This window comes from Flavobacterium tructae (assembly GCF_001853485.1).
In the GTDB taxonomy this organism is placed as follows: domain Bacteria; phylum Bacteroidota; class Bacteroidia; order Flavobacteriales; family Flavobacteriaceae; genus Flavobacterium; species Flavobacterium tructae.
Genome location: NZ_MIKE01000011.1, coordinates 860,189 through 875,498 on the forward strand (window position 1 = coordinate 860,189; position 15,310 = coordinate 875,498).

Annotated in this window: 12 protein-coding genes; 8 read left to right on the forward strand and 4 right to left on the reverse strand. The window is 38.1% G+C overall.

What is annotated here, in order from left to right; genetic code table 11:
• Positions 1 to 74: 74 nt before the first annotated feature.
• On the reverse strand, positions 75 to 1,943 hold the full coding sequence (locus BHE19_RS05685) for an Nramp family divalent metal transporter (RefSeq protein WP_070906289.1): 1,869 nt from the start codon (positions 1,941 to 1,943) through the stop codon (positions 75 to 77).
• Between the two features lie 74 nt (positions 1,944 to 2,017).
• Entirely contained in the window at positions 2,018 to 2,410 is a 393-nt protein-coding gene (locus BHE19_RS05690; protein WP_017495834.1) for a Fur family transcriptional regulator, read from the reverse strand.
• 93 nt (positions 2,411 to 2,503) lie between these two features.
• On the opposite strand from BHE19_RS05690, the gene BHE19_RS05695 reads away from it, so the two are divergent.
• From BHE19_RS05695 to BHE19_RS05730, 8 genes are all read left to right on the forward strand, one after another.
• Complete coding sequence (locus tag BHE19_RS05695) at positions 2,504 to 2,851, forward strand: MerC family mercury resistance protein (protein ID WP_070906290.1); 348 nt, start codon at positions 2,504 to 2,506, stop codon at positions 2,849 to 2,851.
• Positions 2,852 to 2,853: 2 nt separating this feature from the next.
• Entirely contained in the window at positions 2,854 to 4,059 is a 1,206-nt protein-coding gene (locus tag BHE19_RS05700; RefSeq protein WP_070906291.1) for a GTP-binding protein, read from the forward strand.
• A gap of 15 nt (positions 4,060 to 4,074) precedes the next feature.
• Positions 4,075 to 4,986 carry an NAD(P)/FAD-dependent oxidoreductase gene (locus BHE19_RS05705; RefSeq protein ID WP_394332169.1) on the forward strand — a complete coding sequence of 304 codons (912 nt, stop codon included), beginning with the start codon at positions 4,075 to 4,077 and terminating at the stop codon, positions 4,984 to 4,986.
• Positions 4,987 to 5,117: 131 nt separating this feature from the next.
• On the forward strand, positions 5,118 to 7,379 hold the full coding sequence (locus BHE19_RS05710; protein WP_070906293.1) for a TonB-dependent receptor: 2,262 nt from the start codon (positions 5,118 to 5,120) through the stop codon (positions 7,377 to 7,379).
• A gap of 191 nt (positions 7,380 to 7,570) precedes the next feature.
• Complete coding sequence (locus BHE19_RS05715) at positions 7,571 to 8,035, forward strand: thioredoxin family protein (protein ID WP_070906582.1); 465 nt, start codon at positions 7,571 to 7,573, stop codon at positions 8,033 to 8,035.
• An 18-nt stretch (positions 8,036 to 8,053) separates the two neighbouring features.
• Positions 8,054 to 9,241 carry a lycopene cyclase family protein gene (locus BHE19_RS05720; RefSeq protein WP_070906294.1) on the forward strand — a complete coding sequence of 396 codons (1,188 nt, stop codon included), beginning with the start codon at positions 8,054 to 8,056 and terminating at the stop codon, positions 9,239 to 9,241.
• Between the two features lie 3 nt (positions 9,242 to 9,244).
• Entirely contained in the window at positions 9,245 to 10,045 is an 801-nt protein-coding gene (locus BHE19_RS05725) for a tetratricopeptide repeat protein (protein ID WP_070906295.1), read from the forward strand.
• Positions 10,046 to 10,190: 145 nt separating this feature from the next.
• A complete protein-coding gene (locus tag BHE19_RS05730) occupies positions 10,191 to 10,601 on the forward strand; it encodes a BrxA/BrxB family bacilliredoxin (protein ID WP_017495842.1) in 411 nt (136 codons plus the stop codon).
• Between the two features lie 162 nt (positions 10,602 to 10,763).
• Here the strand turns inward: BHE19_RS05730 and BHE19_RS05735 are convergent, their stop codons facing one another.
• Positions 10,764 to 12,134: a TolC family protein gene (locus tag BHE19_RS05735; protein WP_233431358.1), complete on the reverse strand. Its 1,371-nt coding sequence runs from the start codon at positions 12,132 to 12,134 to the stop codon at positions 10,764 to 10,766.
• Complete coding sequence (locus BHE19_RS05740; protein WP_070906297.1) at positions 12,124 to 15,300, reverse strand: efflux RND transporter permease subunit; 3,177 nt, start codon at positions 15,298 to 15,300, stop codon at positions 12,124 to 12,126. The genes BHE19_RS05735 and BHE19_RS05740 overlap by 11 nt, the downstream gene beginning before the upstream one ends.
• Positions 15,301 to 15,310 lie beyond the last annotated feature (10 nt).

The window sequence follows — 15,310 nt, forward strand, 5'->3', positions numbered from 1 at the left end:
AGGTTCTGAGTTGCTAAGTTAAAGGACTCTAACAGAAAACCTGAGGACCTTAGCAGCTTAGAACCTTAGCCACTTTATTTAACAATTAGCAAAGGTATAGAAATTTTGTGTCTCAATTTGTCTACTGTTGTGCCAAACAAAATATCTTTTAGTCCGGTGTGGCCATGGGTTCCCATTACTAAAATGTCGAAATTACCAAAATTGATAATTTCCGGAATAACACTGTTGGGTTTTCCAAAGCCAAGTTCTGTTTCGATTTTGAAACCTTTTAAAGACAGCATCTCTTTGTATTCTAATAATAGCTTTTCGTCGATAGTCGTTTCATGATCGTCGACATTGCCTCCATACATCAAAGCTCCAACAGTTTCAACGATGTGAATTAAGGTGTATTGCGCGTCGATTCCGCCCAGTTCAAAGGCATTGTTGAGCGCAACTTCATCTGCCTTAGAAAAATCGACTGTAATCGCTATATTTTTCTTGCCATAGCTTTCTTTTGGCGTATAGACTAATTTTAAATGATGTGGAGAATGATTCTCGATATTTGACTTTATTCTCGTCACAAAAGGCTTGAATACGATGTAAAGCAATAAAGCCAGAAATCCAAAGGCAAGCGGAACTACTGTCAACCAGAGAAAGGTTGGATTATCAGAGTTTTGCAGCCACGAAGTGATTTCGTCATATACCAGCTTTGCATTCAGAGTTACTATAATCGAAGCAATAATCCATGCGGCGACCTGTGTCGTTCTTGAAATATGAAAACCTTTCATTTTGGTTTTATCGCTCACGAAATGAATTAGCGGAATAATCGCGAAACCAAGCTGTAAACTCAGAATAACCTGACTTAGAATCAATAATTTTCCTGTTACGCTTTCGCCATAAATTAAAATGACTACTACGGCAGGCACGATGGCAATCAATCGTGTTAAAATTCTTCGTACCCAAGGCTGGATGCGTAAATTCAGGTAACCTTCCATTACAATCTGACCGGCTAAAGTTCCTGTTACTGTTGAGCTTTGTCCTGCAGCAATTAAAGCTACCGCAAATAGAATTGGCGCCCATTTAGTTCCCAGTAAAGGTTCGAGAAATTGATGCGCATCCTGAATTTCAGCCACTTCAAACATTCCGTTTTTGTAAAAAGTAGCAGCTGCAAGGATCAGAATGGCTGCATTTACAAAAAAGGCCAGATTTAAGGCGATAGTCGAATCTATAAAGTTGTATTTCAATGCCTGCTTGATTCCGGCCGGAGTCCTGTCGAATTTTCGGGTTTGTACGAGTGATGAATGTAAATACAAATTATGAGGCATCACCGTGGCACCAATAATTCCGATGGCAATGTACAAAGCGGCAGAACTTGGAATTGAAGGAACCAGACCGTAAATAACTTTATCCAGTTCAGGTTCTGCAAAAATCATTTCGAATATAAAAGAGAAACCAATGATCGCTACCAATACAATAATAAAAGCCTCCATTTTTCGGATTCCTTTGTTAATCAGGAATAGCAATAAGAAAGTATCCAATACGGTAATTAAAACCCCCTCGATTAATGGTATGTCAAACAAAAGATTAATTCCGATCGCCATTCCCAGAACTTCGGCAAGGTCACAGGCGGCAATAGCAATTTCGGCTAAAAAGTATAAAATGTAATTGATAGATCTGGAGTAAGTCTCCCGCGATGCCTGCGCCAAATCACGTTGAGTCACAATTCCAAGCCTTGCACTTAAGCTTTGAAGGAGCAACGCCATCAAATTACTCATTAGTAAAACCCAAAGTAAAGAATACCCAAACTGACTTCCGCCGGCAATATCTGTCGCCCAGTTTCCGGGGTCCATATAACCGACACTTACCAGGTAAGCCGGTCCTAAAAAGGCTAATATTTTTCTAAATCCTGTTTTTTTATGTTGTGTTGCAACCGATTGGTGTACTTCTTCTAAAGATTTGGTCATTGTAAAAATGTTGTTTGAACAAATATAGGGATAAATTACATCTGCACAACAATATTTTTAGACAAGTCTAAATCTTAATTGTTTGAATTCAAACAATTCGGACACAATCCTGACAAGGTGAAGTTTATCTCATTTACTTTATAATTGTGCGGAATAATATAGCTTGGTTTTACATTTTCCAGACAAGTGACCTCGAGACATTTTTCACAACTGAAATGAGCGTGATTGTGAATGTGTACTCTTTGGGCATGATGATGGCATTTGGCATACTTTACGGTACCGTCAAGATTCACAATTTTATGAACGATATCTTCATTTACTAAGCGGTCTAATATTCTATAGACGGTCACACGATCGCACAAATCATCAATCTGTTTGTGAATTTCGGTATGGGACAAGGCGGTTTTAGATTTGTCAAAAATCTCTAGAACCGCTGTCTTTGCTGCTGTATTTCTTGTTGTTTTCATTTTTAGAGCATTAAAAAAATTAACGCAACAATGTTGCATTAAAAATAAAATTCTATATTTGCAACATAATTGCATTAAGCAAATGTACTGAAAATGAAGAAAACAACGACACCTTTTTACGATATACTAGGAATCTCAAGTGCTGCCATTTGTCTGGTTCATTGTCTGATATTTCCGCTACTTACTATTTTGCCTTTGGGCATTAGTCATAATCCATTTATCGATTTGACCTTTGCTTCAATAGGTTTAATTGCAATTGTCAAAATTATTAAAAAATCAAGTCTTTTGGTCGCTATAACTTTGATTTTATCGATATCTCTGATTTGGATCAGTATTCTGAGTGAAATGATACTGGATGTTCATTTGGATCTGATTTTTATTGGCGGTATCGGAATGATTATCGGACATCTTCTAAATTATAAAAACCACAAACACATTTAGTAATGAAAAAACTACCCGTAACCGTTTTAAGCGGATTTCTTGGCGCAGGAAAAACAACACTTCTCAATCATATTCTTCACAACAAAGAAAACCTTAAAGTTGCTGTTATCGTAAATGACATGAGTGAAGTTAATATAGACGCACAGCTTGTGAAGAAGGAGTATACCTTGTCCAGAACGGAAGAAAAACTGGTCGAAATGACCAATGGCTGTATTTGCTGCACCCTGCGAGAAGATTTAATGCTTGAAGTTGAAAAACTGGCCAAAGAAAACAGGTTTGATTATTTGCTTATCGAAAGTACAGGTATCAGCGAGCCCATTCCGGTAGCGCAGACTTTCTCTTTTGTGAACGAAGAGGAAAATATTGACTTGTCCAGATTCAGTTACATCGATACCATGGTGACTGTTGTAGATAGTTTTAATTTTTTTAAAGATTTTGGTTCGGCCAAAACACTGCGGGAGCAAAACTTATCCGATCTTGAAAATGACAATAGAACGATCGTCAACCTTCTGGTAGATCAGGTAGAATTTGCTAATGTTATCATTTTGAATAAAACAGATCTCGTTAGTATCAGATCATTGGAGTTTTTGAGAACTTCTATTCAAAAGCTGAATCCTGTGGCAAAAATAATCACTTCGGTTTCAGGTAAAATAGATCCAAACGAAATTATGAACACGGGATTATTCAATTATGAAGAAGCCGAGAATTCAGCGGGTTGGATTCGGGAATTAGAAGGTATTCATACACCTGAAACAGAAGAATATGGAATTAGTTCTTTTGTATTTCGGGATCCCAGGCCTTTTCATCCCAATCGATTGTGGAATTTTTTTACATCCGATTTTCCCGCCAGCATCATTCGAAGTAAAGGACTGCTGTGGATGGCATCCCGACCGGAACAAGCCATAAACTGGAGTCAGGCCGGTGGATCAATGAAAGCCGAAGGGGCCGGAGTCTGGTGGGCAAGCATGCCGTTAAGCGAACGAATGACCTTTAATAATTTTGTTGAATTTCAGGATATTATAGAAGAACGATGGACTTCTAATTTCGGCGACAGACTCAATGAACTTGTTTTTATTGGTCAGAAAATAAAAGAAACAGAAATTCTTAACGAGCTTGAAAAGTGCCTTTGTACACCAGATGAGATTGTAGATTATCAGGATGGATTTTTCCCGAAGAAAGATCTTTTTCCCATACCAAGAACTTCTTAAAAATAGAATATAGTGATACAGAACAATAAATACGATGTTATAATTATTGGCGGCAGTTATAGCGGGCTTTCGGCTGCAATGAGTCTGGGGCGTTCTTTGCGACAGGTTTTGGTGATAGACAGTGGTTTGCCTTGTAACCGACAAACGCCTTATTCACATAATTTCATCACACAAGATGGTGAAAAACCTGCCGTTATTTCGGCGAAAGCTTTAATTCAGGTTGATTTTTACGATACGGTTCATTTTTATAACGGATTAGCGATTCAGGCATTGAAAACAAAAGAAGGATTTGAAATCAAAACAGAATTCGGAAAAGTGTTCATTTCTAAAAAGTTATTGTTTGCAACCGGAATAAAAGATTTACTACCCAAAATTGACGGTTTTAGCGAATGCTGGGGGATTTCAATATTGCATTGTCCGTATTGTCACGGCTATGAGGTCAAAAACGAAAAAACAGCAATTATCGCTAATGGTGATATGGGGTTCGAATATGCAAAACTAATTTCGAACTGGACGAAGGATTTAAGAATATTAACGAACGGAAAATCAACTTTTACCGTAGCGCAATCTCAAATTTTACAGCAACATAAAATTAAGGTTATAGAAGATGAGATTACTGGCGTAAAACAGGAAAACGGAGATATTCAGGAGCTTATTTTCAAAAGTCAAGTGGCAATTGAAGTAAAAGCTATTTATTTCAGAGCGCCTTTTGAGCAACATTGCCCACTTCCGGAAGCTTTAGGCTGTGAATTGACAGAACAAGGTTTGTTGAAAGTAGATGCGTTTCAAAAAACAACAATTCCCGGAGTTTTTGCCAGTGGTGATTGTCATATTCAGGCGCGATCTGTTGCTATGGCTGTTTCTTCCGGATCTTTTGCCGGGGCTTCGATTAATAGAGAACTGATTGATGAATCATTTTTAGGTTAAATCGGATAACGATTCCATGTGATTAAAATAGCTGCAAAACCTTGAATTGAAGTTAGATTAAAGTTTTTTGCGTCAGGAACACTATTTGTCAAATTTAATTTTTAGTTTTGTCTAAATTTAATTTTATAATAATGAAAAAACTATTTTTGATGCTGCTTTTCTTTTGTTTGCAGTTTTCATTTGCTCAGGAAACCAATTCTGTTTCCGGAATTATTTCAGGTGATGGCCATCAATTGCAGTTGGCAAACGTACATTTAGTGGGAACAAAATACAGATCGGTTACGGATAGTTTAGGATATTATAACTTCGAAAATGTACCGGTTGGAAATTATACGCTTCAGGTTTCACTAGTAGGTTTTCAGACTTCAAAAAAGAAAATCGACGTAAGGAAGGATGCTATTCAAACGTATGATTTTGAATTGGACGATACAGACAATCAATTGAATGAAGTAGTGGTTTCGGGAACTTTAAAAGCAGTTAAACGTTTGGAAAGTGCTGTTCCGGTTGAGGTTTATTCCCCTGTTTTTTTTAAGAAGAATCCAACACCGAGTATTTACGATGCGCTTCAAAACATAAATGGCGTTCGGCCACAGTTAAATTGCGGTGTTTGTAATACGGGAGACATTCATATAAACGGTCTCGAAGGACCCTATACTTTGGTTTTGATTGATGGAATGCCAATTGTCAGCAGCCTTTCAACGGTTTATGGCTTGTCCGGAATTCCGAATTCTCTGGTAGAAAGAATAGAAATTGTAAAAGGTCCGGCTTCTTCCCTTTACGGAAGTGAGGCTGTTGGGGGATTAATCAATATTATAACCAAGAATCCAACAAACGCTCCGGTTTTTTCGGCAGATTATTTTACCACAACGTATTTAGAAAATAATCTCGATCTGGGAATGAAATTTAATGCCGGAAAAAAGGCGACTTCACTTTTAGGAGTTAACTATTTCAATTACGATCAGGTTATCGATAAAGACAACGATAATTTCACCGATGTGACGCTTTCTAAAAGGATTTCGGTTTTTAATAAATGGAGTTTTCATCGAAACGACAACCGTCTTTTTACCATAGCAGCACGTGGTATGTATGAAGATCGTTGGGGAGGAGATGTTCGTTGGGAAAGAAAATATCGTGGAGGTGATGAAATTTACGGTGAAAGTATTTATACGAAAAGAGGAGAATTAATTGGAAGTTACCAACTGCCTTTTGAAGAAAAACTGATGTTATCGTTCTCGGGGAATGTACATTATCAGGACAGCCGTTACGGAACGACGTCGTATATTGCGAATCAAAAAATAGGCTTCCTGCAGTTAACCTGGGATAAAAAAATAGGAAGTAATGATTTCCTTACCGGAATAGCAAGCCGATATTCCTACTACGATGACAATACGCCGGCAACAAAAAATGCCGAAAAAACCTGGTTGCCGGGAATTTTTGTTCAGGACGAAATAACGTTTTCTCCAAAGAGTCAGGTTTTGTTAGGGGCGCGATACGATTATAATTCTATTCATGGTTCTATTTTTACACCCCGATTCGCGTATCGTTTTAAGGCAAATGAAAATACGATTTTCAGGTTAAATGCCGGAACAGGATTCAGAGTGGTGAATTTGTTTACCGAAGATCATGCAGCGCTTACGGGATCACGAGATGTTGTGCTTAAAAGTGATTTAAAACCGGAAAAATCAGTAAACGTTAATTTGAACTATATTCAGAAAATAAACTTTGACAGCGGAGTTTTTGTCGGAATAGAAACAACGGCTTTTTATACACGTTTCAGTAATAAAATCATTTCAGACTACGAAACCGATCCTAATAAGATCATTTACGACAATATCGATGGTTATGCTCTCAGTCAGGGAATCAGTACCAATATTGATGTCAATTTCACCAATGGTTTAAAGTTCATTTTAGGAGCAACCGTTTTAGATAATAAAAATGTTCAGGACAAAATTTCACAGCGACCGTTCTTAACCGAAAGATTTACCGGAACCTGGAGTGTCTCGTATAAAATAAACCCTTGGAATTTAGTGCTTGATTACACCGGAAATGTTTACAGTCCGATGAAATTGCCATTGTTGAATGAGTACGATCCGAGAAATCCAAATTCACCTTGGTACAGCATTCAGAATATTCAGTTTACGTTTACAGGCTGGAAGAATTTTGAACTTTACGGGGGAATCAAAAATTTGCTGAATTTTACTCCAAAACAGAATAATCCATTTTTGATTTCGAGAACCAATGACCCTTTTGACAAAAATGTACAGTACGATTCGGCGGGAAAAGTATTGGTTACACCGGATAATCCATACGGTTTAACTTTTGATACTACTTATGTTTACGGACAAAACCAGACCATTCGAGGATTCTTAGGATTGCGATACAATTTTAGGTAAATTTATAAGCCACAGATTGATAAAGGTTTTTTATGAGCCACAGATTCAAATGATTATTAGGATTTTTTCTGCTCTATGAGTTTTACGAATTGAATAGTTAAGTTCTATAAAAAAAAGCAAGACACTTAAAAAAATAATCCTTTTAATCTGTGAAATCTGTGGCAAAAAAAATCTTTGACTCAAAAAAGACAATGAAAAAACTATTTCTACTTATTTTCTTTTTCGGAATAACTTCAACAGGTTTCTGCCAGTTAAAAAGCAGAACTTTTGAGGAAGTAGCTGCTTTACAACAAACTCAAAAACGAAAAATCATTGTTTTCATTCATACCGATTGGTGTCAGTATTGCCAGAGAATGAAAAATGCGACGTTTAAAAATCAGGAAGTGAGTGAAAAACTCAATTCAGACTTCTACTTCATCGATTTGAATGCCGAAGAAAAGAGAGCGATTACCTTTAACAAACATACCTTTAAATACAAACCTTCAGGAAACAATGTTGGGGTTCATGAACTGGCTTTGCAGCTTGGCACCGTAAACGGACAGCTTGTGTATCCGGTTTTATGTGTTTTGAATGAAGAGTATGAAATTATTGCTCAGTATAACAGTTACTTGAAACCTGTCGATTTTAACCTGCTCTTAGAAAAGCTGCAAAAATAAAATTCCTTATTTTTGAAGATGCAATCCTCACAAATCAAACACTTCGATTACATTTTTACCGGAACGGGTTTAGCTGCTTTGATGACCGTTTACAAAATGGTACTGTCGGGAAACTTTGCCCATAAATCGGTTTTGTTGTTGGATCAGGATGTAAAAAAGACCAATGACCGAACCTGGTGCTTTTGGGAGAAAGAAGATTCGGTCTGGAGTCCAATTGTTCTTAAAAAATGGGATTCGGCCTTGTTTGCTAACGAAAATTTCAAACGTGATTTAAACCTGATACCCTATCAGTACCATCAAATTCGGGGATTGGATTTTTATGATTTTGTTTTTGAAGAGCTTTCCAAACATCCGAATATTACTTTTTTAAACGAGAAAGTAACGAATATCAACGAACTCGAAACCCATGTTTTTGTAGGTTCAGAAGAGAATAGGTACACTTGTAATTATTTACTGAATAGTATTTATACCTCATCAACCGCATTAAGTCAAATGAAATATCCCGTTCTGCAACAGCATTTTGTGGGATGGTATGTGAAAACCGAAAAGGAAGTCTTCAATCCGGAACAGGCTACTTTCATGGATTTTTCGGTAGTACAAAAAGGGAATACTAGATTTATGTATGTATTGCCGGTTTCTAAAACCGAAGCTTTGGTTGAATATACCTTATTTTCGGAGAAATTGCTTTCAACGGCGGAGTATGAAAACGAGATTCAGATCTATTTAGAAAAACGAGGTATTGAGCAGTATGAAATTGTAGAGAAGGAGCAGGGAAGCATCCCGATGACTTGTTATCCGTTCTGGAAGAAGAATACCAAAAGAGTTTTGAACATTGGAACTGCCGGAGGGTGGACCAAAGCCAGTACAGGTTATACTTTTAAAAGTGCCGATAAAAAATCAACTGATTTGGTGGAGTTTCTCTATTCTTCCTCATCAATTAAGATGACATCATTTCATAAAAGAAGCCGATTCTGGTTTTACGATTTACTGCTTTTGGACATTCTGTATCGTCATAATGAATTGGGAAGCGGTATTTTTTCGTCCTTGTTCAAAAAAGGAGATCCACAATTAATTTTTAAGTTTTTAGACGAGGAAACTAGTTTGATCGAGGATGTTAAAGTTATTTTAAAGTGTCCTAAAGTGCCATTTATAAAAGCGTTATTTAGAGTGATTTTTCTGCTAAATAAATTTAACTTAAACCAATAACCTTTGAAAAACATTATTTTAGGATTCAGTTTCTTTTTTTCGATTACCACTTTTGCACAAGTATCTGCAAACAAAGTACATGATGCAATTGTTGAAGAGTTTTTAACCAATTGTGCGGAAAAACACAATTATGTTTTTGAAATGGCTGAATGGCAGGAATGTCTTGATCAGGGACTAAAAAAAGACAGTACTGTTGCTTATCTCTGGCAGCAAAAAGCAATGCCCTATTTTAAATGCAAGAAATACGAAGTCGGAATGCCTTTTCTGGATAAAGCCGTTCGTTATAATAAACAAGAATGGCTTCCGTACCGGGCTTTTATAAAATGTATTTTTGCGAAAACGTATAAAAGTGCGATTGTTGATTTTGAAGAATGCATTAAACTTTACGGAAACAGTTATGTTATGGATCATACCTATAGTTTTTATATGGGGCTTTGTTATTTGCAATTGAATGAATATGACAAAGCCGAAAAGCTGTTTGACGATTATGTAAATGATATTTACAAAAACAGACAACAATTAGAACATCCTACTGCGTATTTTTATCAGGGAATTGCCAAATACGAGCTCAAAAAATGGGACGAAGCACTTGTTATTTTTGATAAAGCGCTCAAAGTATATCCTGAATTTTCGGATGTGAAATATTATAAAGCGGTTTGCTGGTTAAAGCAGGGTAAACCAAGAGAAGAAGTCGTCGCTTTGGTTGGCATTGCGAGAGATGATGCTGCTAAGGGGTTTTCTCTTAATGAAGACAATACGATTTATGAGACTTATCCATATCAGAAGAAATTCACCAAACAATAGATTGTTTTAAGTGTTTGTTTTTTATGACTTTACAGCTTTCGATTAAATCAATTGAACTATAACAAAACTTTATACCACAAATTAAGTAGTTGCGGGTAAACTTCGTAACTTTGCAAATCAAAAGTAAAATTTAAAAATAAGAAATATGTATCCACAAGAAATGGTAAAACCTATGGAGGCTGAATTAACAGCTGCTGGTTTTCAAGATTTACATAGTGCAGAAGCAGTTGATAATGCTATCAAAGCTGAAGGTACCACTTTAGTTGTTGTAAACTCTGTTTGTGGTTGTGCTGCAAGAAATGCACGTCCGGGAGCAAAAATGAGTTTAGAAGGAGCTAAAAAACCAGATCACTTAATTACAGTTTTCGCTGGTGTTGACAAAGAAGCTGTTGATGCTGCAAGACAACATATGTTCCCTTTCCCTCCATCATCGCCATCTATGGCTTTGTTCAAAAACGGAGAATTAGTTCACATGTTAGAGCGTCACCACATCGAAGGTCGTCCGGCTGAATTAATCGCTGAGAATTTGAAAGACGCTTTTAACGAGTTTTGTTAATTTAGGGACTAAGGTTCTGAGTTGCTGAGATTCTAAGGTTTTAGGTACAAAGCGACAGAGGTACAAAGAGTTATAACAAAAAGCACTATGAAAATAGTGCTTTTTGTTGTTTTATCCCCTTTTAAAACCTTAGTACCTTAGAATCTCAGCAGCTTAGAACCTTTACGGACTCCATCCCCCGCCAAGGGCTTTGTACAATTGAACCATTGAACTTAATTGTCTTTCAGATAATTGTGATAGACTTAATTGCGCCTGAAACAAGTTGCTTTCGACATCTAAAACTTCCAGATACGAAACATAACCGCTGTCATATCTTTCGTAGGATAGTTTATAGTTTATTAAAGCCGCCTTAACCTGTCGGTTTCGGGCGCTCCATTCTTCTTTGTAGGTTTTGATGTTCTGAATAGATTGTTCTACTTCATTAACAGCAGAAATATATGTTTTTTGATAGGTAAATTTGAGTTCTTCAGCCTGTTGTCTGTATATTTCTACCCTGCGTTTGTTTCTTCCAAAAGCAAATATGGGGCCGGTGACTCCTGCAGAGGCATTTTGTGAATAAGAACTTCCTAAAAACAAATTGCTTAAGTCGGCGCTGGCGAATCCTGCAATAGCTGCGAGATTAAAAGAAGGAAAGCGCATCGCCTGAGCGGTTCCGATTCTTTCATTGGAGGCTTTGTATTTTAATTCTGCCGCTTTCACATCAGGTCTGTTTTCTAATAGAGCAGACGGAATTGACAAGGGGATTTCGCTTACTATTCGCAATTCGGTGTTGGATTTTCCTCTGGGAATTTGCGATGGAAGCTGACCGGTAAGTAGAGAAATAATATTTTCCTGAACCGTTATCTGTCTTTTAATGTTTGGAATAGTTGCTTCGGCGATCGCAACCTGTTGTTCGATTTGTGCTTTGTCTACCTCAGAGATATAACCGCTTTTGAATCTTTGGTTTATAATTTCATAATATTTTTCGCGGGTAGAGAGGGTATGTTGTGCGATCTCTAACTGATCGTCGAAATTTCGCAGCTGAAAATAAGCCGTAGCAATATCACTCACAATATTTGAAAGTACAACTTTACGGGCTTCCTCAGTAGCCAGAAGTTCATTTTGTACTGCTTTATTTTCATGACGGTATCTTCCCCAAAAATCAATTTCCCAGGACATGTTTGCACCGACATTTGACGGCGTCAGATTCTTTTCGTTGCTGTTTATAGTTGCTCCATATTGAAAAGAGGGCAATAGATTTGTTTTAGAGTATCCTAGTTGAGCCCTAAGCTGATCGATTCTGGTAACTGCAATTTTTAAATCATAATTATTCTGAAGCCCCTTTGTAATCAGGTCTTTTAAAACATCATCATTAAATAAATCAAACCATTTTAAGTTGACGACCGAGGCGAGACTGTCTAAATTTCGCTCGTGTTGATAAGAATCAGACTTTAGCTGTTCTGGCTTTTTATACTTAGGCCCCACCATACAGCCTACAGGCAATAAGGAGAGTAGAAGGATAATGGCTATTATTTTATATTTCTTAATCATCATGGCCAGTGGTATTAGAGTCCTTATTATTTTCCGTCGTTGCGATAGTATCTTTTTTCTTTTTTCCGATGTTTTCAATCATGACAAACAAGCCGGGTACAATTAATACACCCAAAACAGTGGCGATTAACATACCGCTAAATACCGCCATTCCCATTACAATACGTGCCTGAGAGCCCGCACCCGTAGCCGTTAAGAGCGGAACAACACCAAGAATAAAAGCAAAGGCCGTCATGAGAATTGGACGGAAACGAAGTTTTGCTGCCACCATAGCCGATTCGTACAGCGGTTTTCCTTTTTCGTATTCTTCTTTGGCAAATTCCACAATAAGGATCGCATTTTTCGCGACCAATCCGATTAAGAGCACTAACCCAATTTGAGCAAAAACATTGTTAACGTAAGCATCGCTACCGATTCTGGCTAATAGCAGTCCCAAAAAGGCTCCAAAAACAGCAAAAGGCGCACCAAGTAATACACTGAAAGGCAATTTCCAGCTTTCATATTGTGCGGCAAGTATGAGGAACACAAATACGAGCGCCATGATAAACACGGAACTTCCGCCAGGTGAATGTTTTTCCTGATACGAAAGGTTGATGTAATCGTAACCCATATCTGCCGGCAGGGTTTGTTGGGCTACTTCTTCTAAAGCTTCCAAAGCTTGTGCGCTACTGTAACCGTCATTCGGACTTCCGCCAATTTCGGCAGATCGGAACAGATTGAGACGATTGGTAAAATCGGGACCCATAACTTTTGTAGCGGTTACCAACGTGGAAATAGGAAGCATATCACCATCATTATTTCTGATATAAATCAGGTTTAAATCTTCGGGTTTTACCCTATTAACGGCTTCACCTTGTATGAAAACCTTGTATTGACGTCCAAAACGATTAAAGTCATTTACATAACTTCCCCCTAAAAAGGCACCTAAAGCTTCGGTAACTTTCGAGACCGGAACACCGAGTTTCATGGCTTTGTCGTTATCAATATCCAATTTGATTTGTGGAGAACCGGCATTAAAAGTGGTATAGATTCGTTTTATTTCCGGACGTTGTTGAGCGGCGGCTATAAAAGCCTGAGTCTGTTCCGCCAGGTACTGTGGAGTATTGCCACCTTTGTCCTGCAGCATTAAACTAAAACCTGCGGAAGCACCCAGACCCTGAATGGCTGGAGGACCAAATCCGAATACGGAGGCAGTAGTGATTTGAGTCGCAAATTTTTTGTTTAAGCGGTCTACAAATTGCTTAGAAGTTTCGTCTCTTTCTTCCCAGGGTTTTAATGAGATGAAAATAAAGGCACTGTTCGGCTGGTAAGAATTGGTAAGCATACTAAACCCGTTGATGGTGGTATACGATAATATGGATTTTTCTTCTTTTAAAAAACGGTCCACTTTTCGCGATATTTCATCTGTACGCTGTAAGGAAGAGGCTGGAGGTAGTGACATATTGACCAATACATAACCCTGATCTTCTTCGGGAATAAAGCCTAACGGAATTTTTTTGCCTAATACTACAACGGCAGCCATAATAACGGCCAGTAAGACTACAATTCGCATTGATTTTTTGGCAAAGAAAGTAGCTCCTGTTAGGTATCTTCCGGTAACTTTTTCGAAAATTCGGTTAAAACCGGCGAAAAATTTGGCCAGCCATCCGGTTTGTTCTTCGATTGGTTTGGTGGGTTTTAATAACATGGCACATAAAGCAGGACTTAGAGACAATGCACTAATGGCTGAGAACGCTACCGATACCGCAATGGTGATGGCAAACTGCTGATAAAAGCGACCCGTGATTCCCGGAGTCATGGCAACCGGTACAAAAACAGCAATCAAAATTAAGGCAATGGCAATTACCGGACCTGATACTTCTTTCATTGCCTGAATGGTGGCTTCCCGCGGACTTTTGCCTTTTTCGATATGATGGATAACGGCTTCTACCACAACAATAGCATCATCGACTACAATACCAATGGCCAATACCAATCCTAAGAGTGAAAGTGTGTTTATCGAAAATCCTAATAATGGAAAAACGGCAATGGTTCCCACTAAGGAAACAGGAACCGTTATTAGAGGAATTAAGGTAGCACGCCAGTTTTGCAGAAAGATAAACACCACCAGAATTACCAGTATGACCGCTTCAAAGAGGGTGTGAACAATATCTTCGACTCCGGCAGTAATAGCAAGCGTTGTATCGAGTGATTCCTGATATTCGATATCTTTTGGGAATTTTCCAGAAAGGTCTTTCATGGCTTTTTTAGCCAGTTCAGCTACTTCAAGCGCATTACTTCCGGGCATTTGATAAACCGCCATTACCGCACTTGGTGAACTGTTTCGGCGTGCAGACGAACTGTAGTTTTCAGTTCCCAGTTCAATTCGGGAAATATCGCTGAGTAAAACCTGTGCACCGTCTTTTTTACTTCGAACAACGATTTCTCCAAATTGTTTTTCCGTTACCAGACGATCCTGAAGCGTAACACCATAAGTAAACTCAGTACCCGGAGGGGCGGGTTCTGCCCCGAATTTTCCTCCGGGACTAATCATGTTTTGGGCGTTCAGGGCATTTTTTACATCATCAACCGTAACACCCAGTTTGCTCATGACATCGGCCTTTAACCAGATACGCATTGAATAGTCACTGCCTCCAAAAAGAGCAACCTCTCCAACACCTTTTATACGAGCCAGCTGATCAACAATATTGATACTGGCATAATTGTTTAGAAATTTAGCGTCGTATTTCGGATTGTTTGAGGTAACAGTAAACAGCATCATCGGGAAGGACAAGGATTTTTTTACCACAACCCCTTGCTGTTTTACACTGGAAGGCATAAAAGGGGAAGATTGATTTTGCCTGTTTTGAGTGAGCATATTGGCATTATCCAAATTAGTACCCACATCAAAAGTTACCTCAATGGTACAGGCACCATCAGAAGTATTGGTAGATTTCATGTACAGCATATTTTCCACACCATTTACTTTTTGTTCAATAGGTGTAGCAACTGCTTGTTCAACATTCAGCGAATTGGCACCTGTAAAACTCGTATTGATTTTAACAACAGGCGGGTTAATGTCGGGATATTGCGAAATAGGTGTTTTTTGTAATGCCAGCAATCCGAGTATCACAATAATAATACTCATTACAATAGCAACAATTGGTCTTCGAACGAAAAATTCTCCCATGATACGTGGT

Excerpts from the sequence above, each read along its gene's own strand:
- BHE19_RS05720 (WP_070906294.1), top strand. The coding sequence starts at position 8,054 with ATGCAATCCTCACAAATCAAACACTTCGATTACATTTTTACCGGAACG.
- BHE19_RS05730 (WP_017495842.1), top strand. The coding sequence starts at position 10,191 with ATGTATCCACAAGAAATGGTAAAACCTATGGAGGCTGAATTAACAGCT.
- BHE19_RS05715 (WP_070906582.1), top strand. The coding sequence starts at position 7,571 with ATGAAAAAACTATTTCTACTTATTTTCTTTTTCGGAATAACTTCAACA.
- BHE19_RS05735 (WP_233431358.1), bottom strand. The coding sequence starts at position 12,134 with ATGATGATTAAGAAATATAAAATAATAGCCATTATCCTTCTACTCTCC.
- BHE19_RS05685 (WP_070906289.1), bottom strand. The coding sequence starts at position 1,943 with ATGACCAAATCTTTAGAAGAAGTACACCAATCGGTTGCAACACAACAT.
- BHE19_RS05700 (WP_070906291.1), top strand. The coding sequence starts at position 2,854 with ATGAAAAAACTACCCGTAACCGTTTTAAGCGGATTTCTTGGCGCAGGA.
- BHE19_RS05710 (WP_070906293.1), top strand. The coding sequence starts at position 5,118 with ATGAAAAAACTATTTTTGATGCTGCTTTTCTTTTGTTTGCAGTTTTCA.
- BHE19_RS05740 (WP_070906297.1), bottom strand. The coding sequence starts at position 15,300 with ATGGGAGAATTTTTCGTTCGAAGACCAATTGTTGCTATTGTAATGAGT.
- BHE19_RS05690 (WP_017495834.1), bottom strand. The coding sequence starts at position 2,410 with ATGAAAACAACAAGAAATACAGCAGCAAAGACAGCGGTTCTAGAGATT.
- BHE19_RS05695 (WP_070906290.1), top strand. The coding sequence starts at position 2,504 with ATGAAGAAAACAACGACACCTTTTTACGATATACTAGGAATCTCAAGT.